We start from the raw sequence: 26,717 nt of genomic DNA on the forward strand, positions 1-26,717 counted from the left end.
CTCTCAGTCGTTATACACACGTCCTAGAGCGCCCGGAATAACGGGCTTCCGAGCTTCTGCCCAGAGGGCGTGGGAGCGAACTTGTTCGCGAAGACGGTGTTTTAGTCGATGCATTTTCGGCGATTATACGACCCCCTTCGCGAACAAGTTCGCTCCCACGGCCTTCGGCCAGAATCAAAAACAGACTTGCGTATAACACTGAGCGCAAAGCGTGAGGACGAACGCTGCAGTCACTTGCGTGCCTGATACGCCTTGCCGTAATGCCGCTCCAGTCGTGACTGCAACAACTCCAGCCCGATCGACATGATCCAGTACAGCACCGCCGCGGTGGTCAGCATTTCGATGTATCGATAGCTGGAGCGGCCGTAAGACTGCGCGAGAAACATCACTTCCCAGACGCCCATCACTGAAATCAGGGAAGAGTCCTTGAGCATGGAGATGAACTGGTTGGTGGTCGGCGGAATGATCGTGCGCATGGCCTGGGGCAGGGTGACGCGCCAGAAGATCTGCGTCGGGCGCAGCGCCAGGGCCAGTGCGGCTTCACGCTGCCCGACGGAGACACCGATGATACCGGCACGGAAAATCTCGCTCAGGTACGCCCCGTAGTTGAGCGACAGCGCGATCACTCCTGCCGTGATGGCTCCGGGCACGATGCCAAGTTGTGGCAGACCGAGATAGATCAACAGGATCTGGATCAGCAGCGGCGTGCCACGAAAGAACGAGGCGTAGAAGCTGGCGATGCCAAACGCCACTGCGCTGCTGGAGAGCCGTGCGAGTGCCGTGACAAAGCCAAGCACGACCGAGACCACGATCGAGCACACTGACACGAACAATGTCAGCGCCGCTCCCTGCAGAAAGCCGTTGGGGGCCATATGCAGCCCGATCAGGTTCGGCAGCTTGTCGAGGATGATCGACAGCTTCAGATCGAAGCTCAGGAAGAAGCCGGCGAACAGCACGAACATGACCAGCCAGGTCAGGTAAAGCCGCGTACGGAAGCCGAAAACTCGCTTGAGCAGGCTCTGCTCGGCCTGCTCGGGTGGGCGCTGGGGCTGAAAGGAAGTCATTTGCTGATGTCAGCACCGATCCACTTTTGCGACAGCTTGCTCAGGGTGCCGTCGCTCTTGAGTTCGGCGAAGACTTCGCGAACCTTGGCGTCCCATTCCGGATCGTCTTTTTCGATGGCCACGGAATTGGGTTCCTCATACAGCGACTCGCCCGCCAGTTTGAAGCGCTTGTCCTGATCCAGACGCGGTTTTGCGGTCACCAGATTGGTCAGTATCGCGTCCAGCCGCTTGCCAGCGCCCAGCCCAAGGTCTTGAAAGGCCACGTTGTCGTTGTCGTACGGGGCGATCTGTACGTCTTCGAACGGGTACTGCAGGGGCTTGTCTTCGGCGCCATCGATGACCAGGTTCTTGTTCAGGTAACTTTCGTAGCTGGAGGCGCTAGTCAGGCCGACTTTCTTGCCGCTCAGGTCCTTGGCCGAATGGATACGATCATCCGAGGCGTTGACCACGATCACTGCAGGCGAGGCGTAGTACTCGACCGGGAAGTTGAACACTTCGGCGCGGGCCTTGCTCGGTGTCATCGAGCAGACGCAGATGTCATAACGTCCGCTCCAGTGGCCCGCGGCGATCACGTCCCAGGACGGTGTTTCGAGGCGCAACTTGACGCCCAGTTTCTGCGCCACGGCCTTGGCGACGTCGACATCAAAGCCGTCCAGTTCATTCTTGTCATTCAGGAAAGAGAAGGGCGGGTAACTTTCCATGAGGACGTTGACCAGCTCTTTGTTTTTCTGCACGCGATCCAGCGTGGCGCCGGCCAGAACTTGCGTGGAGGCTGCCAGAGTGACCAGGCCGATGCCCAGCAGAGCGCGATAATTCACAGATATCCCCTGAAAAAGTGTTTGTAGTTTGATGAAAGGGCCGTATTAAATACGTTATACAAGACTGACTCATAATGAGTTTTTTTCATATACATATAAGCAGATCACATATGACGCAAGGCACAACTGTAATTCTCGATGGCGGCATGGGCCGTGAACTGCAGCGTCGCGGAGCCCCGTTCCGCCAGCCTGAATGGTCGGCTCTGGCATTGAGTGAAGCACCCGAAGCGGTGAGTGCGGTACACGCCGCTTATATCGAAAGTGGTGCTCAGGTCATCACCAGTAACAGCTACGCCGTCGTGCCGTTTCATATTGGTGAAGAGCGTTTTGCCCGTGAAGGTCAGGCATTGGCAGCGCTGGCCGGGCAACTGGCGCGCGAATCGGCCGATGCTTCTGGCGGACGCGCCCGGGTAGCGGGCTCCATTCCGCCGCTGTTCGGTTCCTATCGCCCTGACCTGTATCAGCCTGAACTGGCTGCCAACGTTCTGAAACCACTGGTTGCCGGGCTGTCGCCGTATGTCGACCTGTGGCTGGCCGAAACCCAGAGCTGCATTCTCGAAGCGCAGACCATCCGCGCCGGGCTGCCCAATGACAGCAAACCGTTCTGGCTGTCCTTCACCCTGCAGGATGAAGACACTGACGAGGTTCCGCGCCTGCGCTCAGGCGAGCCGGTCGCCGACGCCGCCAGTGCTGCCGCAGCAATGGGTGTCGCCACGCTGCTGTTCAACTGCAGCCAGCCAGAGGTGATCGGTGGCGCAATCGATGCGGCGCGTGAGGTGTTCACGTCGCTGAACGTCGACATTGCCATCGGCGCCTATGCCAACGCCTTCCCGCCGCAACCCAAGGACGCCACCGCCAACGACGGCCTGGATGAGCTGCGTGAAGACCTTGACCCGCAGGGCTATCAGCAGTGGGCGGCAGACTGGGTCAAGCGCGGCGCCACGCACATTGGCGGCTGCTGCGGGATTGGCCCCGAGCACATTGCCGTACTGTCCAGAAGCCTCTGACCGGCACCTGCAATAAACGCAATAAAAAGCCCCGTGGCTGGTAAAGGCTCACGGGGCTTTTTGTTACAGCACAGCAGCGACCGGATCAGGCGAAGCTGTGTTCCTGGCTGCTTTTCTCGACCAGTTCCAGCGCCTCGTCGTTCTGCGCGCTGATACGCTCGTAGAGCGGCGCATCGGTTTCGAGGATCTTCTCCCGGGCCGGGAAAATCTCTTCGAGCTTGGTCGCCCATTCCGTGCGGGTTTTCTCCGGGAAGCAGCGCTCGAGCAGCTCCAGCATGATCGACACAGTCACCGAAGCGCCTGGCGAAGCGCCGAGCAGTGCGGCCAGCGAGCCATCCTGTGCAGACACCAGCTCGGTGCCGAATTGCAGGACGCCGCCTTTTTTCGCATCTTTCTTGATGATCTGCACGCGCTGACCGGCGATTTCGAGACGCCAGTCTTCGGCTTTCGCTTCCGGGTAGAAGCGGCGCAGCGATTCCAGGCGTTGCTCCATCGACTGCATCACTTCGCTGACCAGGTACTTGGTCAGGTCCATGTTGTCGCGCGCCACCGCCAGCATCGGTTTGATGTTGGCCACGCGTACCGAGAGCGGCAGGTCGAGGTACGAGCCGTGTTTCAGGAACTTGGTGGTGAAACCGGCATAAGGTCCGAACAGCAGGGATTTCTTGCCATCGACCACGCGGGTGTCCAGGTGCGGCACCGACATCGGCGGCGAGCCCACGGCGGCCTGGCTGTAGACCTTGGCCTGGTGGTGCTTGACCACTTCCGGGTTGTCGCAACGCAGCCACTGGCCGCTGACCGGGAAGCCGCCAAAGCCCTTGCTTTCTTCGATGCCCGACAACTGCAGCAGTGGCAGTGCTGCGCCACCGGCACCGAGGAACACGAATTTGGCATCTATCTCGCGCGTGCCACCGCCATTCACGTCCTTGACGCTGACGGTCCAGCCGGCGCCGTTGCGGGTCAGGTTGGTCACACGGCTGCGGTACTTGATCTGCGTGCCTGGAGCGCTGGTGAGGTGGCCAAGCAGTTGATTGGTCAGCGCGCCAAAATTGACGTCGGTGCCGTTCATCATGCGCGTTGCGGCAATTTTTTCGTCCGCAGGCCGGCCAGGCATCATCAATGGCATCCACTCGGCCAGTTTTGCCTTGTCCTCGGTGTATTCCATCGAGGAGAAGGCGTGATGCTTGCTCATGGCTGCAAAACGGGTCTTGAGGAACGAGACGCCTTTTTCGCCCTGTACGAAGCTCAGGTGCGGAACCGGGTTGATGAATGAGCGGGCTGTACCGAAGGTGCCCTTGCGTGCCAGGTAGGCCCAGAACTGTTTCGAGACTTCGAACTGGGTGTTGATGTGCACCGCTTTCTTGATGTCGATGGAGCCATCAGCCGCAGGCGGCGTGTAGTTCAGCTCGCACAGACCGGCGTGGCCGGTGCCGGCGTTGTTCCACGGGTTGGAACTCTCCGCAGCACCGGAATCCATCAGCTCAACGACTTCCAGCGTGATGCCGGGGTCGAGCTCTTTTAGCAATACCGCCAGAGTGGCACTCATGATGCCCGCTCCGACCAGTACTACATCGACTGCTTCGTTATGCGCCATTAACGCGTCTCCAAAATCTGCAGCACCAAATTGACGGCATACGATCCTGAGGCTGGTTGCCAGGTGTTCGCGGGCTGGATCAACTCTCTACCCTCGCTTGCCTGGCCAGGATCGCCTGACCGATTCTTCGCAATTTTTCGCATCCAAAGCGCAGGTCCCGGTCAGGCCCGGTCATGGTTCATCAATGCTTCATGAACGCATTTCCAGGCCCGCGAGGCCATTCGACCATCGTCAGGGAGCCCCTTGTGCAACGGGCTCCTGTCGATGGCGTCAGGCTCCGGTCATGGAGGCGCGGCTGCGGTCAGTCCTGTTCAAGAGAGCCGGTTCAGACGCTGATGGTGCATTTACAAACGCGTACCTATTCATTTGCTCGCCACACTCTTGTGAAGTAGTGAAACCCGTTTTTCACGTCCTTTTGGGAACGCGAACCAAACCTCGAAATGGCTGCGATGACAGCGCTGGCAGGTCAGGCGCATAGAGAGTGAGGCGCTGGCCGGCGAGAAAGGTTCGATACGATTCGAGCATTCTTCACCTTTCATCGAGCACACTCGTGCGCAAATGACCTGTGTGGGCGGCTCTCTGTGGGCATTACGAAGGCGCTAATACGGCGATTAGCAGTGCTGCGAGGCCCGATCAGGAGACGTCCTTATAATCGGGGGGAGATTATAGCGATGAAATGGCAGGAATTGATCGCTTTAAATGACTTTTATTCGCTCCCCGGTCAGGCGGTGAGCAACTGGCCGCGCGGTGAGCGTTCGCTACGCTGCGTCACGCGGGCGCTGGCGGGCAGGGGCTGATTCAGCCAGCTGAGCCGTTGTTCGGTCACTTCGACCCATTCCACGCCGGTCGGGCGTTGCGCGCAGTGTTTGAACGCACGGCAGACGCCTGCCTGATCGATACGCGCGTAGTGGCGATGCTGTGGGCGTGCAGTGAACAGAGACCGGAACAGATTCATGGCGCAGCTCCTGTGACTTTAATGAGCGTCTGGGCGATGGAGGCGAGTCTGCCGCTTGGATGTGACGCCCTGATTACACCGTGCTGGATGAATCTTGCCCTGCGTTGCTGCGTGAACCCCGATGCGTGTCGAATGTCCGAGGCTTAACGGTCAGTGGCCTCTGGTTAGCGGCTGTTACAGGCCGCTATACTGCGGCACATTCAGTGTCTGGCCCATGGAGAAATGAGCATGCTGCGTCGCATTTTGTTCGGTTTGCTTGCTGTAAGCAGTTTGACCCTGGTGGGCTGTGCCCACAGTCCGCAACAACTCAGCCCCACGCCCAAGCTCAACGCGCAGCTGGCGGCCGTAGGGCGTGGTCAGCCTGTGGTGGTGCGTGTCGTCGACGGCCGTCCTGGGCCGACGCTGGGTACGCGCGGTGGCATGTACCCGGAAACCAGCGCAATCAGCGTCAACGGTGCCGATATCGTTCCCAAGCTTCAGGCTCAGGCTGAAGCGGCCGTGCGCCTGCTGGGCTTTACGCCAACCCAGAGCGGCAACGCTCCACGACTGACCGTGACCCTGGCAGACTTGAAGTACCAGTCGCCGAAGGAAGGTCTGTACGTGACTGAAGCCACCATCAGCTCGACGTTCCGCGCTGACGTGCGCAATAACGGTCGCACCTACAGTGGTCGTTACGCCGCATCGCTGGACCAGCGTTTCGGTATGGCGCCGAACCAGGAAACCAACACCAAGCTGGTGAGCGACGTGTTGAGCGATGCGCTGACTCGCGTCTTCCAGGACCCGACCATCGGTTCGACCCTGTCGCAGTAAGCCTCTAACCGTCGCGATAAAAAAAGCCCGGCCCTTGTTGAAGGGGCCGGGCTTTTTGCTGTTCAGGGTTTGCTATCAGGCTGCCTGCTGGTAGAAGTCCAGGAAACTCAACCCCGTGTCCTGATCCATATCCGGCAAATCATGATGAACATGCCCGCCCAGTGCGCAGTAGACCAGCCAGTGGCGGTCCTGAACATTGAAGGCCAGGCCATCGATCAACTCCTGCTGCTCATCGCTTGGGGCAATGAGATAAAGGCGATCCTGATTTTTTGCATGCAGCATGACAAGCTCCAAAGAGAGGGAAGTCCGTTTCTCGAGGAGCCACACAATGCAGGCGAAGTATGACGCTGGGGTGACAGCGGCAAAGAATTGTCATGCAGGATGTTTCGGGGGGCGTATGACCACGCGGAGCCTGAGCAGGTGCGTGCTCTCCCGTACACCTATCGTTCCTCACGCTGACCCGCCCACGACCGGACGCAAAGCGCCCGCAACGGCGTACCCACGCGGAGCATGGGTACGGTAGGCATTCTGGCGCAGGTCTTAAAGCGCCAGCCCTGCCTTGACGCGGTACTGGTTGCGCACCGGTGTCGCGTATTGCTGAATCATGTAGGGGCGGTGCTCGATCGGCGTGCCTGCCAGACGACTTTCCCACTCCTCCCTGGCACGTTCGAGTTCATCGGCCGGGAACAGGGCTTCAGCCTTCGGCACTTCAAGCGCCGGATCGGCATCGCTCCACTGCGCGTACGCCAGGTAATGCACCGGGAACAGCCGATAGCCGCCGAGAATCTGCCGGTCCATCTCGATGGCCAGTTGCTTGGTGTCCTCGAAGTGCTCGGTGATCGGCGGTGCAAAGTTCACATGCACACGGCCTTTATAGCCGGTGATCCCCAGGGCAATGCTCACGTCGTCTTCGCCCGGCGTCTTGGTGTAGGCGCCGGTTGTCGCACGAATGTACAGCTCGCGGGCCTTGGCGCTGTCGCACGGATCATACTCATAGCTGATCGACACCGGGATCAGGTTCAGCGAACGAATCACGTCGCCAAACGGCTCATCCTTGCGGCTCATGTGGAACATCTTGAGGATCGCTGACTCGGTACGGTCGTCACCGTCCTTGGCGCGGCCCTCGGCCTGAGCGATCCAGATCGACTGGCAGTCCTGGGTGATCGAGTGATTGATGTACGCCGACAGCAATTGATAAGCCGCCATCTTCTCGCGCCGCCCGGTGATCGAGCGATGCACGATGAAGCTCTTGTTCAGGCGCATCAGGTCGCTGACGAATGGCTTTTGCAGCAGGTTGTCGCCGATTGCGATGCGCGGAGTGGGCAGGCCTGCGTGGTACACGGCATAGTTGACGAACGCCGGGTCCATGACGATATCGCGATGGTTGGCCAGAAACAGGTAGGCGCAACCGGACTTCAGCTGTTCGACGCCGGTGTAGGTGACCCCGTCGGTGGCGCGTTCGATGGTGTGGTCGACATAATATTCAACCTTGTCCTGCAGCGTGGCGACCGAGTCGATGCCGGCAAATTCGCGGCGCAGCTTGCGTGCCAGGGTTGGCTGCAGCAGCCAGCCGAATGCGCCCGCCAGGCGGGGAAAGCGGAACCGGGTCAGAATGGCGAGAAAGGCTTTGTCGCTCAGCAGACGTGCCAATACGGCGGGGACTTCTGCATCGTTGTAAGGTCGGATGGCATCAAATTCGCCCATCATGCTCTCTTGTTTGAATCGAATAGGGTAAAAAGAAGACGGATTTGTTAAAACTGCCTTCTGAAGAATGGGTCAATTATACGCATAACTGATCCCGGAGACCGTGATGCAGGAATTACAGAGTTACGACTGCCCTTATTGCGGCGAACCTGTCGAAGCCGTACTGGATATTTCCGGCGGCGATCAACAGTACATTGAAGACTGTCCGGTCTGTTGCCGCCCGATCGTTTTCGACCTGCAGACCGACGGCGAAGACTGGAATCTGGATGTTCGCAGCGAGAACGAGTGATGCAGAAGATCTACGAGCCCGAGAACCTGATGGAGGCCGAGTTGCTGCTGGCAATGCTTGCCAGCGAAGGCATCAACGCGCATCTGGCCGGTCGTGATCTGCTTGGGGCGATGGGCGAGCTGCCGGGGCTGGGCCTCCTGGCCCTCAAGGTCGAAGATGCGCAGGTCGCTCGCGCACGAGCGTTGATCACTGCGTACAATAGCGCCTCGCCCCTGTCTGGCGATGAGCCGGACGACTTCCCCGATGTACTGGTGTGCTGAGCACCTTCAAACGAGTCTGATTAGCCCCCATGTGTGGACGCTACGCCCTGTTTCGCTGGACCCCTGCCTTTGCCGCCTTGCCCGGTTTTCCTGCCGATCAGCAGGCGCAATGGAATATTTCGCCAGCCGACTGGGTGTTGATCATGCGTGCCGCCGACAACGCGGAGGGCATCGAGCTGGTGCGCGCGCGCTGGGGCCTGACGCCGGCCTGGCTCACTGACCTGTCGAAAACGCCTGCCCATGCCCGCGCTGAAACGGTGGCCGAGCAGCCGATGTTTCGCGATGCCTTCACCCATCGCCGCTGTCTGCTCCCCGCCAACGGCTTTTACGAATGGCGCGGCACGGTGCGCAAACGCCCGTTCTGGCTGACGCCGGGGGAGGGCGCCGCGCTGTTTTTCGCCGCGATCTGGGAAGCCTATCCGGTGCAGGGGCATACGTACCTGAGCGTCGCAGTGGTTACCCAGGCCGCGGCAACCCAGCGCCGGCCATTGATTCTGGACGCCAAGGGCCAGAAAGACTGGCTGGCCGCCGACACGCCGCTGCCGACCCTGCAAGCGTTGCTGGCTGCCCCGCAGACGGCGCTGCGCGAGCGGCCACTGGCCAATCTGGTCAATGATCCCAAGCTCAATGCCCCTGAGTGCCTTACGCCTCTGAGCTAGTCGGGCCAGGCAAAAAACGCCGAATCGGACAAATCCGATATCCGCACTGAAGTACATCTGATACAAACTGGACACACCTGCGGGAACCATCAGCCCCTGTGCAAAGACCAAGATGCCAGCTGGCCGGTATCTGGCGCAGAGGTCTGCCCCGGGAATGACCGTTTCATACACTAGGAGATACACCATGCGTCCTTCATTTGCCTTCTGTGCCTTGAGCGCTGCGTTGCTGCTCGGCGGGTGTCAGGCAGTCAATACCACGAGTGGCGACTCGGTCGGTGTGGAGCGCAAACAGTACATGTTCAGCATGCTCTCGACGGATGAAGTCAACAAAATGTACGCCCAGTCCTACCAGCAGACCGTTGGCGAGGCGACCAGCAAAGGGGTACTGGACACCACCAGCGCAAATGCCAGGCGGGTCCATGCAATCGCCGATCGACTGATTGCCCAGGCGCCCAAATTGCGACCTGATTCGGCCCAGTGGCAGTGGGAAGTCAACCTGATCAAGAGCGACGAGCTGAACGCCAACTGTGGTCCTGGCGGCAAGATCATTGTCTACAGTGGCCTGATCGACACCCTCAAACTGACCGACGATGAAATCGCTGCAGTCATGGGCCACGAGATCGCCCATGCGTTGCGCGAGCACGGGCGTGAAGCGATGTCCAAGGCGTACGGTGTTTCGATGGCCAAGCAGGGCGCAGGCGCCTTGCTGGGATTGGGTCAGGACAGCCTGGCGTTGGCAGATACCGTGGTCAACTACAGCCTGACGCTGCCCAACAGCCGCAGTAACGAGAACGAAGCTGATCTGCTCGGTCTGGAACTGGCCGCACGCGCCGGTTACAACCCTAATGCAGCGATCACCCTGTGGCAGAAAATGACCCAGAACTCCGGCGGTTCGCAGCCTGAGTTCATGAGCACTCACCCGGCCTCGGAAAGTCGCATCGCCTCGTTGCAGGCTGCGATACCGAAAGTCATGCCGCTGTACCAGAAAGCCGCTAAATCCTGAGTGGATGAGTCGCCCGTAGCGTTGCGAGTGTTTTCGCAACGCTACGGGCCGGCATTACACCCAGCCGCTGACCTGCATTGCCTTGTAAACCGCCACCAGCGCCAGCACGAAGAACGCGCAGGCAGCCAGTCGGCGGATCAGGGTCAGCGGCAGCTTCTCGGCGGCGAAATTGCCCGCCAGCACCACCGGCACGTTGGCCAGCAGCATGCCCACCGTGGTGCCCAGAATGACCAGCCACAGATAGGAATACTGCGCCGCCAGCATCACCGTGGCGATCTGCGTCTTGTCACCGATTTCGGCGATGAAGAACGTGATCAGCGTGGTCATGAACGGGCCGAACTTGCGTGCCGTGCTGGCTTCGTCGTCGTCCATCTTGTCCGGAACCAGTGTCCACAGCGCCGTGGCGGTAAAGCTGGCGGCGAGGATCCAGTGCAGCACTGCGTCTGACAGATAACTGCTGAACCACGCACCCACTGCGCCGGCGGCTGCATGGTTGGCGAGGGTTGCGGCAACGATGCCGGCAATGATCGGCCATGGCTTGCGAAAGCGCGCGGCGAGAACGAGCGCGAGCAACTGCGTCTTGTCACCGATTTCGGCGAGCGCGACTACTGCGGTGGGGATTAAGAATGATTCCAGCATCAGGCTTCCTGAGGGGCGGGTCGACACGGCTATGACACGTACGACCTCCCCGCCCCGGGTAAGGTGTTCGTGTCATAGGTCTTGTCAAACCACCGATCCGTCTGAGCGGATTCCGGGTCGCACGTACCATGGTCTGAGGACCAAGTATGTTGATACGTGCCGGACGAGCATGGCGCTCGTGGGAGACTACTCCCCTAGGACGGAGCGGATTCTGCCTCCGCGAAAACGTTTCGGCAAGTGCTTATTTCAGGGGCGTTTGGCGCTGTAGATTTTGAAACCGTTACCCTGAGCCCTGACTTCGCACTGCCCGACATGCTCCTCGATCAGCGGCTGATAACGCAGGAAGTTATTCGCGACCAGGCGCAGTTCGCCACCTGATTTAAGATGTTGGCGTGCTTTTCTCAGCAGGTTTTCCGTTGCCATGTAATCGGTATGAACCCCGACGTGGAACGGCGGATTGCTCAGAATCGTGTTCAAGCCCATCGGGGCTGCGTCTATGCCGTCACCGGTCAGCACCTGGGCTTGCAGGCCATTGGCGGCAAGGGTCAGGCGCGAACTGGCGGTGGCGAAGGCATCGACATCGAGCATGATGACTTCGTTATGCGGGTAACGACGCTTGATCGCCGCGCCCAGCACTCCGGCGCCGCAACCGAAATCGAGCAGGTTGCCGCTGGGCAGCTTGTCAATGTTTTCCAGCAACAAGGCTGAACCACGGTCGAGCCGGCCATGGCTGAACACACCGGGCAGGCTGACGACGGTGAGCGGGCCGTCCTGCAATTCGATCTGGTAGGGCCTGGCGAGGCTTTCCAGGCTGACGGCTTGCGGTGCGTGCTCGACGGTGACCTGCCACAGTTGGCAGTGGCGGGCGCTGTCCAGCTTGCGCGCGCGGCCGAACGGGCTCAGTTGCTTGGCAGCCGCTTCGATGCCACCACGTTTCTCGCCGACCAGAAACAGCTCGCGTCCGGCCAGTCGCGAGGCCAGTGCATTGAGCAGGTAGTCGGTCAGATCACGTGCCTTGGGCAGGAACAGCACGGCGGCTTCGAAGCCAGTCTGTGGCGTCTCGACGCCGAAATCCACGCGCCCTTCAAAACGCGCATCCAGGGCCGTCTGATCACCGGCGTGCCAGCACCAACCACGTGCATCCGGCAGTTTTCCGAGCAGGTCATCGGCGGGCAGTCCGACCAACAACAGCGAGCCCTGAAACAGCTCGGCCTGACGGAGTAACACTTCACTGCGCGGGTCCATGGAATGGCTCCTGAAAAAGCGCGCAGTCTAACAGGATATGGGCCAGGAGGACGCAGAGCGTCCGGAACAGCATGCGACGCAGAGCGCCGCACGATAGTTGCGATGATCGTTCCTCACGCTCCAGCGTGGGAATTCAGTTCGCGACGCTCTGCGTCGTCACGAGGACGCGGAGCGTCCGGAAAGGCATGCGACGCAGAACGTCGCACGATAGTTAGAGCACGCCCAGCGCCGCGCCAATGCTGGCATCTGTTGCGAAGACATCAGACAGCGTAATCTGCCGGGTCACACGTCAACCCTCCAGGAGATCCCACATGTACTGGGCAGAATTTCTTACCGTTGCGCTGATTCACTTGCTGGCGGTTGCCAGCCCCGGTCCGGATTTCGCGGTGGTGGTGCGTGAAAGCGTCACTCATGGGCGCAAGGCAGGGACCTGGGCGGCGTTGGGCGTCGGCTCGGCGATCTTTCTGCATGTGGGCTATTCGCTGCTGGGGATCGGGATTATCGTCTCCCAGTCCATCGTGCTGTTCAACGCGCTGAAATGGGCAGCCGCGGCCTATCTGCTGTACATCGGCATCAAGGCGTTGCGCGCCAAGCCGGCCGCTGCAACGGGGGATACCGCCATCAAGGCCCCTCCCGGCGAGCGCACGGCACGCGGTGCCTACATCAGCGGTTTCGTCACCAATGGCCTGAATCCCAAGGCAACGCTGTTCTTCCTCTCGCTGTTCACCGTGGTGATCAATCCGCACACGCCACTGCTGGTGCAGGGCGGTTACGGCGTGTACCTCGCAGTGGCGACGGCGGCGTGGTTCTGTCTGGTGGCGCGACTGTTCAGCCAGGCCCGGGTGCGCGCAGGATTCGCGCGCATGGGGCACTGGTTCGACCGGGCCATGGGCGGCGTGCTGATCGCGCTGGGCATCAAGCTGGCGCTGACCGAAGTGCGCTGAAACCTGAGTTCAGTACGCCGCTTACCGAGCACATGCAGCAGTCCGGACGCCCCTTGCAGACAGCGCGGGGCGTCTCGAAAAATCATCCCTTTTACTGATTTCACTGGCAGCCCGAGGCCCTAGAGTGCATATTTTCAGCACGCTTATGGACTTTGAAAAAGGGCTTCATATGTTACAGACTCGCGTTCTTCCGCCCGCCGATGGCGCGTATCAGTGCCCTCTGTTGATCAAGCGCCTGCTGTTGTCGGGCGGTCGTTATGAAAAGACGCGCGAAATCATCTACCGTGATTCGGTCCGCTACACCTACGCGACCCTCAACGAACGCATATGCCGCCTCGCCAACGTACTGACAGCGGCGGGCGTGAAGGCTGGCGATACCGTGGCGGTTATGGACTGGGACAGCCACCGCTACCTGGAATGCATGTTCGCCATCCCGATGATTGGCGCGGTCATCCACACCGTCAATGTGCGACTTTCTCCCGAGCAGATCGCCTACACCATCAACCACGCCGACGACCGTCTGGTGCTGGTGAATAGCGAGTTCACGGGACTCTATCAGGCGATGTCCGGACACCTGAGCACGGTCGAGAAGACCCTGTTGCTGACGGATTTGCCAGACAAGACTGCCGAGCTGCCCAACCTAGTGGGCGAGTACGAGACCCTGCTGGCGGCGGCCAGCCCCGAATACGTGTTCGAGGATTTCGACGAAAACTCGGTCGCCACCACGTTCTACACCACCGGCACCACTGGCAACCCCAAAGGGGTGTATTTCACCCACCGCCAACTGGTGCTGCACACCATGGGCGTGGCGACCATCATGGGCTGTATCGACAGCACCCGGCTGCTGGGCACCGATGACGTCTACATGCCCATCACGCCGATGTTTCACGTGCACGCCTGGGGCATTCCCTATGCGGCAACCATGCTCGGTCTGAAACAGGTGTATCCGGGCCGCTACGATCCCGAGTTGCTGGTGGAGCTCTGGCGCAGGGAGAACGTCACCTTTTCCCATTGCGTGCCGACCATCTTGCAAATGCTGCTCAACGCCAAGTCTGCCCAGAACGTCGATTTCGGTGGCTGGAAGATCATCATTGGCGGCAGCTCCCTGACCCGCAGCCTGTATCAGGCCGCCAAATCCCGCGGCATCCAGCTCACTGCCGCCTACGGCATGTCCGAAACCGGACCACTCATATCCGTAGCGCACATCAACGAAGAGTTGAAAGCCGGCAGTGAAGACGAGCGCATCACCTACCGGATCAAGGCCGGCGTGCCGGGAATGCTGGTGGAAGCCGCCATCATCGATCAACAGGGCAACTTCCTCCCGGCCGACGGCGAAACCCAGGGAGAGCTGGTGTTGCGTGCGCCCTGGCTGACCGGAAGCTACTTTCGCGAGCCCGAAAAAGGCGCCGAGCTGTGGGCGGGCGGCTGGCTGCACACCGGTGATGTGGCGACGCTGGACGGCATGGGCTTCATCGACATTCGCGACCGCATCAAGGACGTGATCAAGACCGGTGGCGAATGGGTTTCCTCGCTGGAACTCGAGGACTTGTGCAGCCGCCATCCGGCAGTACGCGAAGTGGCAGTGGTCGGCATCGCCGATCCGCAATGGGGAGAACGGCCATTTGCCTTGCTGGTGATTCGCGATGGGCACCAGCTCGACGCCAAGGGTTTGAAGGAGCACCTCAAGCCGTTTGTCGAGCAAGGTCACATCAATAAGTGGGCGATTCCCAGCCAGATCGCGCTTGTTACCGAAATTCCCAAGACCAGCGTCGGCAAGCTGGACAAGAAACGCATGCGCCTGGACATCGTGGAGTGGCAAAGCAGCAACAGTGCCTTTCTCTCGACCCTCTGACACCTCGGGCGTGCCGTATCCGTTGGCGACGGCACGTGTCTGCGCTGCAGGTCCTGCTCTGTGACTTGCCAAATTTGCAAATTACGCCATCCTCCCCGCCACATGTTTTTTGGCGGCTTCCCGGAAACGGTCGGTCCAGAGGCGTTGGTCGTGCAAATCACACTTTAGAGGGATCTAGCGTCAGAGCGTGCTGGCTATAGTCAGCACCGGGAATGGCAAGAACGGACCTGGCGCGTGTGTTGATTCGATGACTGATTCGTTTCTGGATTTCCCCACCGCCATAACAATAAAACACAAGGAGTAGCGTCGATGACAAGCACATCCCCCTTCTGGCGTAGGGCCAGGCTGCCTTTGGCCGTCAGCCTTGCCTCGTCGCTCGCCGGCCCGGCCTTTGCCGTGACCTTCAATGTCGGCGAGATCGAAGGCAGTTTCGACTCGTCGCTGTCAGTGGGGGCGAGCTGGTCGACGGCCAATCCCAACAAGAACCTGATCGGCGCCAACAACGGCGGGCGTGGTCTGTCGCAGACGTCCGATGACGGTCACTTGAACTTCAAGCGTGGGGAGACGTTTTCGAAGATCTTCAAGGGCATTCATGATCTGGAACTGAAGTACGGCGATACCGGTGTGTTCCTGCGCGGCAAATACTGGTACGACTTCGAACTCAAGGATGAAAACCGCGAGTTCAAGGACATCAGCGACTCGGGCCGCAAGGAGGGCGCCAAGTCGTCCGGGTTCCAGCTGCTCGACGCCTTCGTCTATCACAACTATTCGATTGCCGATCAGCCGGGCGCGGTGCGCTTCGGCAAGCAGGTCATCAGTTGGGGGGAAAGTACCTTCATTCAGGGCGGCATCAACAGCGTCAACCCGGTCGATGTTTCGGCCTTCCGGCGACCCGGTTCGGAAATCAAGGAAGGCCTGATTCCGGTCAACATGTTCTACCTGTCCCAGAGCCTGACCGACAACCTGTCTGCCGAAGGTTTCTACCAGCTGGAATGGGACCAGACGGTCGTCGACAACTGCGGCACTTTCTTTTCGCAACCCGATGTGATTGCCGATGGCTGCAACAACAACCTCGCGGTCTTGCGCAGCCGCAGCGGCCTGAACAGCTCGCTGACGGCGGCCGGTCTGCCAGCTGGCGCGCGCGGTGCGGTGTTCAATTCGCTGTCGCAGCAGGGCGTGGTGTTCGGCAACCCGGATGAGGGCGCGGTGGTGCGCCGAGGCCCTGACCGCGATGCGCGCGACAGCGGCCAGTTCGGTTTTGCCTTGCGTTACAACTTCGAACCGCTGGACACCGAGTTCGGCGCGTACATGATGAATTACCACAGCCGTGCACCGATTTTCAGCGGGCGCGGCGGCTCGGCTGCTTCGTTCAGCCCGCAAGGGCTGGTCGGTTCGCTGGTGCGCAACGGCATTCCTGCCAGCACTGCCGCCGCGCTGGCCCCCAGCCTGCTGCCGGTGGTGGTGGCGGGTAACTCCAGTTACTACGTCGAATACCCCGAAGACATTCGTCTGTACGGCCTGAGCTTCTCGACCACGCTGCCCACCGGCACGGCCTGGAGCGGCGAGATCAGCTACCGCCCCAACGCGCCGATTCAGGTCAATACCACCGACATCCTCTATTCGGGCATTTCGCCGCTCAATCCCAACGTGTCGCTGCTCAGCGGGCAGCCGAATACGGATCAAGCCGGTTATCGCCGCAAAGAAATCACCCAGATGCAGACCACATTTACCCAGTTCTTCGATCAGGTCATGGGCGCCGAGCGTCTGACGGTGGTCGGTGAAGTGGGCTGGACGCACGTGGGCGGGCTCGAAAGCACCTCCAAAATCCGTTACGGCCGCGATCCGGTGTACGGCCCCGGGCCGCTGCCTGGCGGTCAATGCGCAACGTTGAACGCCGGCACGCTGACCGGTGCCGAGCAGAACAACCTGACCCGCTATTGCGAAGACGACGGCTTTACCACGGCCAACTCCTGGGGTTACCGCGCCCGCGCTATCTGGGATTACAACAGCGTGTTCGCCGGGGTCAACCTCAAGCCGAGCGTGGCCTGGTCGCATGACGTCAAAGGCTATTCACCCGGCCCAGGCGGCAACTTCGAAGAGGGGCGCAAGGCGGTCAGCCTGGGGCTCGATGCCGAGTACCAGAACACCTACACCGCGAACCTTTCCTACACCAACTTCTTTGATGGCAAGTACACCACGGTCGATGACCGGGACTTCGTGGCGCTGAGCTTCGGCATGAACTTCTAAGAACATGGTTTTCAGGATGACGATGAACATGAAAATAACAAAAAATCTGTTGCAGGTCGGGGTTCTGTGTATGTCGCTGCTGGCGACGGGTGTGATGGCGGCGGTGTCCGAGTCCGAAGCGGCAAAGCTGGGCACCTCGCTGACGCCGATGGGCGCGGAAAAGGCCGGTAATGCGGCCAACACCATCCCGGCCTGGAGCCCGATGCCGAAAAACGCCGGGGCGGTGGACAGCAAGGGTTTTCTTGCCAACCCGTACGCCAGTGAAAAACCGCTGTTCATCATCACCGCGGCCAACGTCGAGCAGTACAAGGACAAGCTGGCGCCGGGCCAATACGCGATGTTCAAGCGCTACCCGGACAGCTACCGGATTCCGGTCTACCCGACCCATCGCGGTGCCACCGTGCCGGATGACGTGTTCGCCGCGATCAAAAAAAACGCCACCACCAGCAAGCTGGTCGGTGGCGGCAGTGGCCTGGAAAACTTCGATACGGCCATTCCGTTCCCGATCCCGGCCAGTGGCGTCGAGGTCATCTGGAACCACATCACCCGCTACCGCGGCGGCAGCGTCAAGCGTCTGGTCACCCAGGCCACGCCACAGCCCAACGGCTCTTACAGCCTGGTGTATTTCTCCGATCAGTTCGTGTTTCGCGACAAGATGAGGGATTTCGACCCGAAAAATCCGGGCAACGTGCTGTTCTACTTCAAGCAGGAAGTCACCGCTCCGGCGCGTCTGGCCGGTGGCGTGTTGCTGGTGCATGAAACCCTGGACCAAGTGGCCGAACCACGCTCGGCGTGGCTGTACAACGCCGGTCAGCGCCGCGTGCGTCGTGCGCCGCAGGTGTCCTACGACGGCCCCGGTACTGCCTCCGACGGCCTGCGCACTTCCGACAACCTTGACATGTACAACGGCGCGCCGGATCGCTATGACTGGAAACTGATCGGCAAGCAGGAAATGTACATCGCCGCCAACAGCCACAAGCTGGACGATCCGACGCTCAAGTACGCCGACATCATCAAGGCCGGCCATATCAACCAGGACCTGACCCGCTACGAGCTGCGCCGCGTCTGGCACGTGACCGCCACCCTCAAGGAAGGGCAGCGTCATATCTATGCCAAGCGTGACTTCTTCATCGATGAAGACACCTGGCAGGCCGCCGTCATCGACCATTACGACGGGCGTGGTCAGCTGTGGCGCGTGGCCGAGGCGCACTCGGAAAACTACTACGACAAGCAAGTACCGTGGTACGCGGTAGAGACGCTGTACGACCTGCAATCGGGTCGCTACGTGGCGTTGGGCATGAAAAACGAAGAGAAGAAGGCCTACGAGTTCGGCTTCACGGCCGGCACCAGCGACTTCACCCCCAACGCGCTGCGTCAGGAAGGGGTTCGTTGATACCTGACCGATACACGCTGTAGCGCCGCGCCTGCCTTGTGCGCCTGAAGAGCCCCTTGATCGGGGCCTTTTCAGTTGTGGGAAGTGGCCTTATAAGCTGTAGGAATTTTGTTACAGTCTTTTCGGTGATGGCCTTTCAAAAGTAGCGATTTACCCGCTAGTCTCCGAACACCGCGATGCCGAAACAACGATTCCTACACGAGCCGGCCATGACTGATCTGTCCCGAATGCAAGGGTTTGCAGACGGCGCGATTCCTGCGTTGGAAGGGCGGTTTTTCCGTCCACCTCTGCCTGAGGGTTATGTTCCCCGTGCGCGCCTGTGTCAGCGTCTCGATGCCGGGCTTGGCGGCCGACTGCTGCTGGTCTGCGCCCCGGCCGGGTTCGGCAAGAGTTCGCTGGCTGTCGAGTTCTGTCAGGGGTTGCCGGACAACTGGCAAAACGTATGGCTGGGTCTGAGCGCGCGGGACAGCGACCCGGGTCGTTTTCTCGAGCGTTTGCTGGCCAGCCTTCAACAGTTCTTCCCGCAACTGGGTACTCAGGCGATGGCTTTGCTGAAGATGCGCCAGCGCCACCAGCCGTTTGCCTTCGAGGAGTGGCTCGACGGCCTGCTCGACGAGTTGGCCATGCACCTGATGCTGAGCAAGCCGCTGTTGCTGGTGCTCGATGACTATCATCTGGCCCAGGGGCCGGTACTCGATCGCTGCCTGCAGTTCCTTCTCAACCATCTACCGGCCGGGCTGGTGGTCATGGTGACCAGCCGGCAGCGCCCGGACTGGCATCTGGCACGCTTGCGTCTGACGCGGCAGTTGCTGGAAATCAACGAACAGGACCTGCGCCTCACGCACGCCGAATCCATGGCAGTGCTGGAGCGGCACAGCGGATCGCTCGACAGCGAGGCGTTGCAAAGCCTGATTCAGCGCAGCGAAGGCTGGGTCGCCGGGCTGCGCTTCTGGTTGCTGGCGGCGTCCGAAGCCGGTGATGAAAGCGCCTTGCCCCAGACGCTGCGCGGCAGTGAGGTGCTGATTCGCGAGTACCTGCTGGAAGAAGTGATCGACTGCCTGCCGGCCGATGTTCAGGCGTTTCTCTACGACACCGCCTGCTTGGAGCGTTTTTGCGCCGAGCTGTGCGACGCCGCGCGGGATGGTCACGACAGCGCCGGGATGCTGGGTTATCTGCAGGCGCATCAGGTCTTTCTGGTACCGCTGGACGAGCAGGGCCACTGGTTTCGCTATCACCATCTGTTTTCCGATCTGTTGCGCGCTCGGCAGGCGGCCGGTGCACCACCGACCCGCCTGCACCTGAATGCCTGCCGCTGGTTCAGCGCTCAGGGCCAACTGGATGAAGCCGTGGAGCAGGCGTTGCGCGCCGGGCATCTGGATGTGGCCGCCAATCTGGTGCAGAACCTCTCCGAAGAACAGCTGCTGGCCGAACAGAATGTCGGCATGTTGCTGCGCTGGAAGATGGACTTGCCGGACGACCTGCTGACCAGCACGCCACGCCTGATCGTGCTCTACGCCTGGGCGCTGGGGCTGGCCTGCCAGCTGGATGCCGCCGAAGAGCTGGCCAATCAACTGAGCCGCTTTCTGCCGGCGCCCTCGGCAACCGCTCAGAAATCCATGCTCGCCCAATGGCTGGCGCTCAGCGGCATCATCGCCCGTGGCCGCGGAGACAGTGAAAAGACTCAACATTATTGCACCGAAGCCCTGCTGAGCCTGCCGGAAAAACGCTATGGCCAGCGGCTGGTGTGCCTGTCGACACTGGCCAACCTCGCGGTCGCCAGCGGTGATCTGTGGCGCGCCCGCGTGTTGAATCGCGATGCGCTGGAGCTGGCGCAGCGGGTCGCCAATCCGTTGTTCGAGGCGCTGGCGCATTACGACCGCGCCAGAGTTCTGCAGGCGCGTGGCGAAATTCTTCGCGCGCTCGAGGAAGTGCGGCAGGGGCAGCAACGCCTCAAAGGCTTGTCCACCGTTCGGCTCTACGCGGTCCGCGCGCGCCTGATGCTGTATGAAGGCTACCTGCTGACCCTGCGTCTGCAGATGGACGAAGGGCGGGTGTTATTGCTGGCCGGTCTGGCCGAGGCGCGCGCCTGTCGCGACATCAGTGTGCTGATCGGTCATTGCGTGATCGCCACCATGGAAGGCTGTGCCGGGCGGTTTGCCGAAGCCTTCGCCGAACTCGCCGAGGCCGAACGGCTGATGCACATCTGGGACGTGCCGCCGATCTACTACCTAGCGATGATTACCTTGGTCAAATGCGAGCTGTGGCTGTTGCAGGGGCGCATGGACCTTGCCGAAGCGTGGCTGCTGCGCCTGACGCAGACCTACAACGGCGGTCTCGGTGCTGCGGCCCCCGAGTGCCATCCGCAACTGCCGCAACACATTGAGTTGCAGCGTGCCGTACTCGAACGACAGCAGGGTGACGGCGTTGCCTGCGAGCAGCGCTTGCAGGCGCTCGAGCGGCGCGCTCAGGAGGTGGGGGCAAAACTGCTTGGGCTGATCGCCATGAGCCAGCAGATCGGCTTGCTGCTGAGTCAGGCGCGACGCGACGAGGCGCGGGCATTGTTGCTGCGCAGCCTGCCCGCAGCGTCCGGCGGTGCATTGATGCCGTTCAAGGCGCTGCTGGGCGAGCACCCCGAGTGGCTGCATGAGCAACTTGTGCAACTGCCACCCTGCCGGGTTCAAGCTGCATTGCTGGAAAAGCTTCCGGCCTGTTGCACGCCGTCGCCCGAGGCGGCACATGGCGGCGATTGCCTCAGCGTGCGCGAACTGGGTGTGCTGCAACTGATTGCACAGGGCTGTTCCAATCAGGAAATCAGCGAGCAGCTGTTCATCTCCCTGCACACCGTCAAGACTCACGCCAGTCACATCAACAGCAAACTGGGGGTCGAGCGTCGCACTCAAGCGGTGGCGCGGGCCAAGACACTGGGCTTGCTGGGTTGACGTCAACGGCGTTCACCGGGGCACTCAGGCCGGGCTGCCCGCCCACAGCGTATCGACTTCTTCCAGCCCCCAATCGGTGGTTTTTTCGATTCTGGCGATCCTGTCCGGGTCGGAAGGGCAGTCCAGGTCGATGACTTGTGCGGCGAACGTCTTGCCGGTGCGCGCTGACATGAAAACCTTCACTTTCGGTTTCAACAGCGACGCTTGACCTTGTTCGACCACCACGCCGAGGCGCCCGCTTTCCAGGCGTACCAGTGTGCCGATCGGGTAAATACCCACGGTCTTGACGAAGCTTTGAAACACCACGTCGTCAAAATGTCCCTTCCACGACGCCATCTCGCGAATCGAATGGGCAACGCCCCAGCCCTTTTTGTAGGGGCGGTCGGAGGTGATGGCGTCATACACGTCGCAGACCGCGCCCATGCGCGCGAAGATGCTGATCTGGTCGCCTTTCAGGCCGTGCGGGTAGCCCGAGCCGTCGACCTTTTCGTGGTGATGCAGGCAGACGTCAATCACCGACGCGGCCACGGGCTGCGTGTCCATGAGGATCTTCACGCCCAGTTCGGGGTGGGCCTTCATGATCTCGAATTCGTCGCGGGTCAGGCGGCCCGGTTTGTTGAGCACCGCCGGGGCAATCATCATTTTGCCGACATCGTGCATCAGCCCGGCCACGCCAGCCTCACGGACCTGATCGTCAGGCATGCCCATGCGTTTGGCCAGCGCGACCATCAACGCGCAGACCGCCACCGAGTGCATGTAGGTGTACTCGTCGGACGTTTTCAGGCGTGACAGGCTGATCAGCGCGTGCGGATGGCGCAGGATCGAGTTGGAGATTTCCTCCACTAGCAACTGCACATTGTCGACATCCATGGCCCGGCCCATGCGCGCTTCGGTAAACATGCACATGACCGCATCCCTGGCCCGTCCGCAGATCAGCCTGGCGCGCAGCATTTCCTTTTCGAGGCTGGCCGGCGTTGTATCGTCGCTGGCCGATGGCGCTGAGGGCCGGGGGGCCAGGACGCGGCTTTTGCCGGTTTCGATCCAGACTTCTTTGGTACCTGATTGCTGAATGCGCTCGAGCACTTCAACGTCATCGAGTATGACTTCGACCAGGCCTATCCAGAATGGGTCATTGCTCCAGCGGCGGCAGATCTTATGGATGTACATGCCCAGGGCAAGATCAGCCACCGGTATTTTCTTCAGCATGCTCAGCCACCTGCGTGCATAGGCATGCCAGGTGGCGGGTAAGCGCAACGAGCATACGATGGACTGCTGGCGGCTATCAGCAGAATGCAGGCGCTGTTGATCGACATGACTTCACCTCGTTGACTGCAAGGATTGTTCTGATCTCACAGTGCCAGTATACGGAGCTGTCGCAAAAAATCATGTCTATTTGGTACATTCCGGCGGGCTCATTCTGGCTGGTTCATTCTGCAAGTCCGCCAGTCAACCGGCAAAGCCCTCAGGCCGCTGGCGTTTCGCTCGGCAGGTGATGATAGCGACGGCCGAAGTAGACCAATGCATCTGCACCGCTCTGATGCCTGATATCCACCACCTCGCAGAACAGAATGTCATGCGTGCCGACGCTGACTGACTGGCTCACTTTGCAGTCGAGCGCCAGTTTTGCACTGTCCAGGACCGGTGCGCCGGTCACGCCGGCCTCCCACTGCCCGCAGGCAAAGCGCTCCTGCTGGGAGCTCTTGCCGCCGAACAGGTTGGACAAGTCCTGCTGACCGTTGCCCAGCGTATTCACGCACAACGTGCCGTTCTCGATGAAGGCGTCATACACCGACGCACTGCGGTTGATACAGACCAGCAGCGTCGGCGGTTGATCCGTCACGCTGCACACGGCGGTCGCGGTAAAGCCGGCGCGTCCGCCAGGGCCGTCGGTGGTGATGAGGTTGACGGCGGCGGCCAGGCCGGACATCGCATCGCGAAACGCCAGCTGGCTGACAGCGGCGATGGGCAGAATGGCGGGAGTTGCAGAGGAGGTAGGCATTGGAAGAGTCCTTTCAGGGTTGTGTGTCAGGGTTGTGTGCTGAGAAAAGCACGCAGGGCGCGTTGGAAGGGCAGTGGATCGGTAATGTTCGAGGCATGGCCGCCATATTCCAGCAGCACCAGCGTTGCATTCGGCAGGGCGTTGGCCAGGTGCCGGGATTGCTGCCAGGGCACCAGCATGTCGTCGCGGTTGGCAATCAGCAGGGTCGGGGTGTGAATGCGTGAAAGATCGGCCGCCACGTCGAAGGTTTCCAGCGCATGGATGCGCCGTAGCAGGTTGTCGGTGTCGGGGAAATGCGCCAGAGCGTGGGCTTCGTCGTCGGCCAGCCGCGGGCCGTTGGCGGCGATCCAGTCTGCCGGGTAGAGGAACAGCGCCTGAGCCTGTACGTAGGCCTCCGGTCCGCTGTTCAACAGCAGTTTTTTGCGCACTGAAAAGCAGCGCGCGCTGTGCGGGTTCGGACTGCTCCAGGCATTGATCAGTACCTGGCTTTGCAGCAGTTCCGGGCGCAGCAGGGCCAGTTCCAGACCCACCAGGCCGCCCAGTGCATGGCCCATGAAATGGCAGCGCTGGATATCGAGTGAGTCGAGCAGGGCCAGCAACTCGATAGCCATGTGCCGGATCGAATAATCCGTCGGCAGCACCGCAGGGCTGCGTCCGGTTCCGGCATGGTCATAGACCAGCACATGGTAATCGCGGGTCAGCAGCGCCAGGTCATCCGCCCAGTAGCGGCCAGACCCGCCCAGCCCGGAACTGAGCACCAGGGTCGGTGCATCGGCATGCTGGCAGGCATGAAACTCATGGAACATGGGTTTTCTCCGGGTGGGCGTCAACTGCCCACGGTCGCGATTCAGCCGATGTGGGCGATGCTGGCGATTTCGATCAGCGCCTCGGGTTTGACCAGACCGCACTGGATGCAGTAACGGGCTGGCTTCTCGCCCGCGAAATACTCGGCATACACCTCGTTGACCTTGGCGTAGTCGGCCCAGTCACGAATCATGATCATGTTGAAGGTGACATCGTCCAGCGTCCCGCCCGCGGTCTCGACCACACTTTTGATGGCTTCCAGCACGTGACGGGTCTGCGCAGTGGCGTCGCCGACGTGTACCACGTTGTTGTCCTTGTCGAACGGCAGCGTGCCCGCGACATAGAGCACGCCGTCGGCCATGGAGCCCGGTACGAACGGCGCGATGGGTTTGCTGGTGCCGGCAGGGATGATCGCTTTCTTGGTCATGCTGGTGTCCTCACGAAGGTTGCCCGACAGGGCTGAAAGTGGTGCAGAAGTCATCGACGCTGGAAACCCAGCCAAAGAAGGTTTCGATGTTGAACAGCGCGGCTTGCTGAGCGAATTCGGGGCCTGCCTGATGGGTCGCGTCAGCCAGCACCACGCCGAAATATTCCAGGTGAAAGCCGTCGCGCAGGGTCGACTCGACACAGACATTGGTGGCGATGCCGGTGAACACCAGGTTGCGAATGCCGCGGCTGCGCAGCACGCTGTCGAAGCTGGAATTGAAGAAGCCGCTGTAGCGGATTTTCGGCACCACGATGTCGCCAGGCTGTGGCGTCAGTTCGTCTACCAGCTGGTAATCCCAACCGCCCTTGGCCAGCAGTTGCCCTTCGAGCTCCGGGCGCTTGCGCATGGTTTTCAGGGCGTTGGACTTGTGCCAGTTCGGTGAGCCGGGGCCTCCGGCTTCGACATAGGCCGGGTCCCAGCCATTCTGGAAAAAGATCACCGGAATGCCTGCTGCACGCGCGGCGGTACAGGCCTTGTTGATATTGGCGATAACCGGCCCGGTGCTGCTGACATCGAACCCGGCCAGGTCCAGATACCCACCGAGCGAGGCGTAGGCGTTCTGCATGTCGACCACCACCAGCGCGGTTTCGCCGGGTTTCATGCGCAGCGGCTCGGGACGGGCGGGCAGCTCGCGGGCGGGCTGCAGGTCCGGCAGGTCAACGCCTGCGACGGTTGTCGGGGTTGTCATCAGACCACCTCCCTGAGCTGCGCGATGTGCTTGCGGCTGGTCATCAGTGGCTGGATCTTCTCGCCGAAATCCTCGACCCCTTTGACGAAATCATCGAACGTCAGCATTACGCCCTGAGTCCCCGGCACACTGGCCACCTCGTCGAGCATTCTCGCCACCGTGGCCCACGAGCCCACCAGCGTGCCCATGTTGATGTTGACCGCCGAGGTCGGGTCGGCCATCTGTCGCAGGTTGGAGCCGGCACTTTTATCCGCCGAGCCTTTTTCGCTCAGCCAGGCAATGGCTTCTTCGTCGGCACCGTCCTTGATGTGCTCCCAGCGAGCGCGTGCGGCTTCGTCGGTATCGTCGGCGATGATCATGAACAGCACGCAGGAGGTGACATTGCGGCCGGTCTTTTCATTGGCTTCGAGCAGTTTCTGTGCGGTTGGCGCGAAGGCCGTGGGCGTGTTGACGCCTTTGCCGAAGCAGAAGTTGTAGTCGGCGTATTGCGCCGAGAACGCCATGCCCGCTTCACTTTGACCGGCGCAGATCAGCTTCATGTCGGCCTGTGGGCGAGGGCTGACGCGGCAGTCCTGCATGCTGAAATGTTCGCCCTTGAAGTCGCTGCTGCCGGTGGCCCACAGGTCGCGCAGAACCTGAGCGTACTCGGCCAGGTATTCATAGCGGGTGTGGAAGAACTCGTCGCCCGGCCACAGCCCCATCTGCTCGTATTCCGGCTTCTGCCAGCCGGTGACGAGGTTGATCCCGAAGCGGCCATTGGAGATCGAGTCGATGGTCGAGGCCATGCGCGCGGCAATGGCGGGCGGGATGGTCAGGGTGGCAACGGTGGCGAACAGCTGGATCCGGCTGGTGACTGCGGCCAGGCCGGCCATCAGCGTGAACGACTCCAGGTTGTGTTCCCAGAACTGCGTCTTGCCGCCGAAGCCACGCAGTTTGATCATCGACAGCGCAAAGTCGAAGCCATAGCCCTCGGCCTTCTGCACGATCTGTTTGTTCAGCTCGAAGGTCGGCATGTACTGCGGAGCATTGCTGGAAATCAGCCAGCCGTTATTGCCGATGGGGATGAAGATTCCAATGTCCATATGAGGCCTCTCTGCGTGGGTCGATGCGTGCCAAAGCGCGACTGGCGGCACTTGAATCGCCTTTCAATCGTCTCTCAATAAGCTTTTGCATTAAGCGGGCCATAAATTTTTATTGTTTTTATTCAATAGCTTGTGAATTTTTACTGTTTGTTTCAGACCATTTGGTCCGAATCAGAGCACTTGGTTTGTGCGCGGCGCACGCAGATGGGGCAGGGCGGACGGCGCAGGCAATCCG

Annotated in this window: 25 protein-coding genes and 1 riboswitch; of the genes, 11 read left to right on the forward strand and 14 right to left on the reverse strand. The window is 60.8% G+C overall.

Annotation, left to right across the window (positions count from 1 at the left end; all coding sequences use genetic code 11):
* Positions 1-230: 230 nt before the first annotated feature.
* Positions 231-1,064, reverse strand: coding sequence for an amino acid ABC transporter permease (locus tag KUIN1_RS05395; protein ID WP_024640145.1), 834 nt, complete (start codon positions 1,062-1,064; stop codon positions 231-233).
* Positions 1,061-1,882, reverse strand: coding sequence for an ABC transporter substrate-binding protein (locus KUIN1_RS05400; RefSeq protein ID WP_004406910.1), 822 nt, complete (start codon positions 1,880-1,882; stop codon positions 1,061-1,063). The genes KUIN1_RS05395 and KUIN1_RS05400 overlap by 4 nt, the downstream gene beginning before the upstream one ends.
* A gap of 110 nt (positions 1,883-1,992) precedes the next feature.
* Between KUIN1_RS05400 and KUIN1_RS05405 the strand changes: the two genes are divergently transcribed.
* Positions 1,993-2,889, forward strand: a complete 897-nt coding sequence (locus tag KUIN1_RS05405) for a homocysteine S-methyltransferase family protein (protein ID WP_162886021.1) — start codon at positions 1,993-1,995, stop codon at positions 2,887-2,889.
* Positions 2,890-2,974: 85 nt separating this feature from the next.
* On the opposite strand, the gene mqo is transcribed toward KUIN1_RS05405, so the two are convergent.
* Together mqo and KUIN1_RS05415 are read right to left on the reverse strand one after the other, a co-directional pair.
* Complete coding sequence (gene mqo / locus KUIN1_RS05410) at positions 2,975-4,483, reverse strand: malate dehydrogenase (quinone) (RefSeq protein ID WP_116866290.1); 1,509 nt, start codon at positions 4,481-4,483, stop codon at positions 2,975-2,977.
* Positions 4,484-5,204: 721 nt separating this feature from the next.
* Positions 5,205-5,438, reverse strand: coding sequence for a hypothetical protein (locus KUIN1_RS05415; protein ID WP_004406900.1), 234 nt, complete (start codon positions 5,436-5,438; stop codon positions 5,205-5,207).
* Positions 5,439-5,666: 228 nt separating this feature from the next.
* Between KUIN1_RS05415 and KUIN1_RS05420 the strand changes: the two genes are divergently transcribed.
* Positions 5,667-6,248 (forward strand): YajG family lipoprotein, encoded by a 582-nt coding sequence (locus KUIN1_RS05420; protein ID WP_152091881.1) that lies wholly within the window; start codon positions 5,667-5,669, stop codon positions 6,246-6,248.
* Between the two features lie 75 nt (positions 6,249-6,323).
* On the opposite strand, the gene KUIN1_RS05425 is transcribed toward KUIN1_RS05420, so the two are convergent.
* Together KUIN1_RS05425 and KUIN1_RS05430 are read right to left on the reverse strand one after the other, a co-directional pair.
* Complete coding sequence (locus KUIN1_RS05425; protein WP_116831172.1) at positions 6,324-6,530, reverse strand: hypothetical protein; 207 nt, start codon at positions 6,528-6,530, stop codon at positions 6,324-6,326.
* A 258-nt stretch (positions 6,531-6,788) separates the two neighbouring features.
* Complete coding sequence (locus KUIN1_RS05430; RefSeq protein WP_003421706.1) at positions 6,789-7,955, reverse strand: 1-acyl-sn-glycerol-3-phosphate acyltransferase; 1,167 nt, start codon at positions 7,953-7,955, stop codon at positions 6,789-6,791.
* A gap of 103 nt (positions 7,956-8,058) precedes the next feature.
* Here KUIN1_RS05430 and KUIN1_RS05435 point away from each other — a divergent pair, with 103 nt between their 5' ends.
* From KUIN1_RS05435 to KUIN1_RS05450, 4 genes are all read left to right on the forward strand, one after another.
* Positions 8,059-8,241: a CPXCG motif-containing cysteine-rich protein gene (locus KUIN1_RS05435; RefSeq protein ID WP_004406898.1), complete on the forward strand. Its 183-nt coding sequence runs from the start codon at positions 8,059-8,061 to the stop codon at positions 8,239-8,241.
* The gene (locus tag KUIN1_RS05440; protein ID WP_003318203.1) at positions 8,241-8,501 is read left to right on the forward strand and encodes a putative signal transducing protein; all 261 of its coding nucleotides are present in this window, start codon (positions 8,241-8,243) and stop codon (positions 8,499-8,501) included. Before KUIN1_RS05435 ends, KUIN1_RS05440 begins: the two co-directional genes overlap by 1 nt.
* Before the next feature lie 29 nt (positions 8,502-8,530).
* Complete coding sequence (locus tag KUIN1_RS05445; RefSeq protein WP_004406897.1) at positions 8,531-9,160, forward strand: SOS response-associated peptidase; 630 nt, start codon at positions 8,531-8,533, stop codon at positions 9,158-9,160.
* A 184-nt stretch (positions 9,161-9,344) separates the two neighbouring features.
* Positions 9,345-10,163: a M48 family metallopeptidase gene (locus tag KUIN1_RS05450; protein ID WP_004406896.1), complete on the forward strand. Its 819-nt coding sequence runs from the start codon at positions 9,345-9,347 to the stop codon at positions 10,161-10,163.
* Between the two features lie 54 nt (positions 10,164-10,217).
* Here the strand turns inward: KUIN1_RS05450 and KUIN1_RS05455 are convergent, their stop codons facing one another.
* Together KUIN1_RS05455 and KUIN1_RS05460 are read right to left on the reverse strand one after the other, a co-directional pair.
* Positions 10,218-10,802 (reverse strand): TMEM165/GDT1 family protein, encoded by a 585-nt coding sequence (locus tag KUIN1_RS05455; RefSeq protein ID WP_024641248.1) that lies wholly within the window; start codon positions 10,800-10,802, stop codon positions 10,218-10,220.
* Between the two features lie 69 nt (positions 10,803-10,871).
* Positions 10,872-11,010: riboswitch (yybP-ykoY riboswitch) on the reverse strand.
* Between the two features lie 38 nt (positions 11,011-11,048).
* A complete protein-coding gene (locus KUIN1_RS05460; RefSeq protein WP_004406894.1) occupies positions 11,049-12,047 on the reverse strand; it encodes a class I SAM-dependent methyltransferase in 999 nt (332 codons plus the stop codon).
* A 311-nt stretch (positions 12,048-12,358) separates the two neighbouring features.
* Here KUIN1_RS05460 and KUIN1_RS05470 point away from each other — a divergent pair, with 311 nt between their 5' ends.
* The 5 genes from KUIN1_RS05470 (at position 12,359) to KUIN1_RS05490 (ending at position 21,422) form a co-directional block, all read left to right on the forward strand.
* On the forward strand, positions 12,359-12,991 hold the full coding sequence (locus tag KUIN1_RS05470; protein WP_024660939.1) for a LysE family translocator: 633 nt from the start codon (positions 12,359-12,361) through the stop codon (positions 12,989-12,991).
* A gap of 169 nt (positions 12,992-13,160) precedes the next feature.
* On the forward strand, positions 13,161-14,843 hold the full coding sequence (locus KUIN1_RS05475) for a fatty acid--CoA ligase (protein WP_004406891.1): 1,683 nt from the start codon (positions 13,161-13,163) through the stop codon (positions 14,841-14,843).
* A 309-nt stretch (positions 14,844-15,152) separates the two neighbouring features.
* On the forward strand, positions 15,153-17,090 hold the full coding sequence (locus tag KUIN1_RS05480; RefSeq protein ID WP_004406890.1) for a DUF1302 domain-containing protein: 1,938 nt from the start codon (positions 15,153-15,155) through the stop codon (positions 17,088-17,090).
* A gap of 28 nt (positions 17,091-17,118) precedes the next feature.
* Positions 17,119-18,483, forward strand: a complete 1,365-nt coding sequence (locus KUIN1_RS05485) for a DUF1329 domain-containing protein (protein WP_024652680.1) — start codon at positions 17,119-17,121, stop codon at positions 18,481-18,483.
* Between the two features lie 209 nt (positions 18,484-18,692).
* A complete protein-coding gene (locus KUIN1_RS05490; RefSeq protein WP_162886019.1) occupies positions 18,693-21,422 on the forward strand; it encodes a LuxR C-terminal-related transcriptional regulator in 2,730 nt (909 codons plus the stop codon).
* A 24-nt stretch (positions 21,423-21,446) separates the two neighbouring features.
* On the opposite strand, the gene KUIN1_RS05495 is transcribed toward KUIN1_RS05490, so the two are convergent.
* From KUIN1_RS05495 to rutA, 6 genes are all read right to left on the reverse strand, one after another.
* Complete coding sequence (locus KUIN1_RS05495) at positions 21,447-22,628, reverse strand: HD-GYP domain-containing protein (protein ID WP_116886575.1); 1,182 nt, start codon at positions 22,626-22,628, stop codon at positions 21,447-21,449.
* Positions 22,629-22,884: 256 nt separating this feature from the next.
* Entirely contained in the window at positions 22,885-23,421 is a 537-nt protein-coding gene (gene rutF / locus KUIN1_RS05500; protein ID WP_024652678.1) for an NADH-dependent FMN reductase RutF, read from the reverse strand.
* A 26-nt stretch (positions 23,422-23,447) separates the two neighbouring features.
* Positions 23,448-24,227 carry a pyrimidine utilization protein D gene (gene rutD, locus KUIN1_RS05505; protein ID WP_024660936.1) on the reverse strand — a complete coding sequence of 260 codons (780 nt, stop codon included), beginning with the start codon at positions 24,225-24,227 and terminating at the stop codon, positions 23,448-23,450.
* A 41-nt stretch (positions 24,228-24,268) separates the two neighbouring features.
* Positions 24,269-24,652: a pyrimidine utilization protein C gene (gene rutC / locus KUIN1_RS05510; protein ID WP_116886574.1), complete on the reverse strand. Its 384-nt coding sequence runs from the start codon at positions 24,650-24,652 to the stop codon at positions 24,269-24,271.
* Between the two features lie 10 nt (positions 24,653-24,662).
* On the reverse strand, positions 24,663-25,400 hold the full coding sequence (rutB, locus tag KUIN1_RS05515) for a pyrimidine utilization protein B (protein WP_004406882.1): 738 nt from the start codon (positions 25,398-25,400) through the stop codon (positions 24,663-24,665).
* Positions 25,400-26,482: a pyrimidine utilization protein A gene (gene rutA, locus KUIN1_RS05520; protein WP_054092400.1), complete on the reverse strand. Its 1,083-nt coding sequence runs from the start codon at positions 26,480-26,482 to the stop codon at positions 25,400-25,402. The genes rutB and rutA overlap by 1 nt, the downstream gene beginning before the upstream one ends.
* Positions 26,483-26,717 lie beyond the last annotated feature (235 nt).

Origin of the sequence: Pseudomonas sp. KUIN-1 (assembly GCF_009176725.1) — a bacterium.
Taxonomy (GTDB): Bacteria; Pseudomonadota; Gammaproteobacteria; order Pseudomonadales; family Pseudomonadaceae; genus Aquipseudomonas; species Aquipseudomonas fragariae.

Bases quoted from the DNA above. Each gene is read 5' to 3' on its own strand.
- KUIN1_RS05445 (WP_004406897.1), top strand. From the start codon at position 8,531: ATGTGTGGACGCTACGCCCTGTTTCGCTGGACCCCTGCCTTTGCCGCC.
- KUIN1_RS05425 (WP_116831172.1), bottom strand. From the start codon at position 6,530: ATGCTGCATGCAAAAAATCAGGATCGCCTTTATCTCATTGCCCCAAGC.
- KUIN1_RS05450 (WP_004406896.1), top strand. From the start codon at position 9,345: ATGCGTCCTTCATTTGCCTTCTGTGCCTTGAGCGCTGCGTTGCTGCTC.
- KUIN1_RS05435 (WP_004406898.1), top strand. From the start codon at position 8,059: ATGCAGGAATTACAGAGTTACGACTGCCCTTATTGCGGCGAACCTGTC.
- rutB (WP_004406882.1), bottom strand. From the start codon at position 25,400: ATGACAACCCCGACAACCGTCGCAGGCGTTGACCTGCCGGACCTGCAG.
- KUIN1_RS05460 (WP_004406894.1), bottom strand. From the start codon at position 12,047: ATGGACCCGCGCAGTGAAGTGTTACTCCGTCAGGCCGAGCTGTTTCAG.
- KUIN1_RS05490 (WP_162886019.1), top strand. From the start codon at position 18,693: ATGACTGATCTGTCCCGAATGCAAGGGTTTGCAGACGGCGCGATTCCT.
- KUIN1_RS05480 (WP_004406890.1), top strand. From the start codon at position 15,153: ATGACAAGCACATCCCCCTTCTGGCGTAGGGCCAGGCTGCCTTTGGCC.
- rutF (WP_024652678.1), bottom strand. From the start codon at position 23,421: ATGCCTACCTCCTCTGCAACTCCCGCCATTCTGCCCATCGCCGCTGTC.
- rutA (WP_054092400.1), bottom strand. From the start codon at position 26,482: ATGGACATTGGAATCTTCATCCCCATCGGCAATAACGGCTGGCTGATT.
- mqo (WP_116866290.1), bottom strand. From the start codon at position 4,483: ATGGCGCATAACGAAGCAGTCGATGTAGTACTGGTCGGAGCGGGCATC.
- KUIN1_RS05430 (WP_003421706.1), bottom strand. From the start codon at position 7,955: ATGATGGGCGAATTTGATGCCATCCGACCTTACAACGATGCAGAAGTC.
- KUIN1_RS05415 (WP_004406900.1), bottom strand. From the start codon at position 5,438: ATGAATCTGTTCCGGTCTCTGTTCACTGCACGCCCACAGCATCGCCAC.
- KUIN1_RS05440 (WP_003318203.1), top strand. From the start codon at position 8,241: ATGCAGAAGATCTACGAGCCCGAGAACCTGATGGAGGCCGAGTTGCTG.
- KUIN1_RS05405 (WP_162886021.1), top strand. From the start codon at position 1,993: ATGACGCAAGGCACAACTGTAATTCTCGATGGCGGCATGGGCCGTGAA.
- KUIN1_RS05395 (WP_024640145.1), bottom strand. From the start codon at position 1,064: ATGACTTCCTTTCAGCCCCAGCGCCCACCCGAGCAGGCCGAGCAGAGC.
- KUIN1_RS05495 (WP_116886575.1), bottom strand. From the start codon at position 22,628: ATGCTGAAGAAAATACCGGTGGCTGATCTTGCCCTGGGCATGTACATC.
- rutD (WP_024660936.1), bottom strand. From the start codon at position 24,227: ATGTTCCATGAGTTTCATGCCTGCCAGCATGCCGATGCACCGACCCTG.
- KUIN1_RS05455 (WP_024641248.1), bottom strand. From the start codon at position 10,802: ATGCTGGAATCATTCTTAATCCCCACCGCAGTAGTCGCGCTCGCCGAA.
- KUIN1_RS05485 (WP_024652680.1), top strand. From the start codon at position 17,119: ATGAAAATAACAAAAAATCTGTTGCAGGTCGGGGTTCTGTGTATGTCG.
- KUIN1_RS05475 (WP_004406891.1), top strand. From the start codon at position 13,161: ATGTTACAGACTCGCGTTCTTCCGCCCGCCGATGGCGCGTATCAGTGC.
- KUIN1_RS05470 (WP_024660939.1), top strand. From the start codon at position 12,359: ATGTACTGGGCAGAATTTCTTACCGTTGCGCTGATTCACTTGCTGGCG.
- KUIN1_RS05420 (WP_152091881.1), top strand. From the start codon at position 5,667: ATGCTGCGTCGCATTTTGTTCGGTTTGCTTGCTGTAAGCAGTTTGACC.
- rutC (WP_116886574.1), bottom strand. From the start codon at position 24,652: ATGACCAAGAAAGCGATCATCCCTGCCGGCACCAGCAAACCCATCGCG.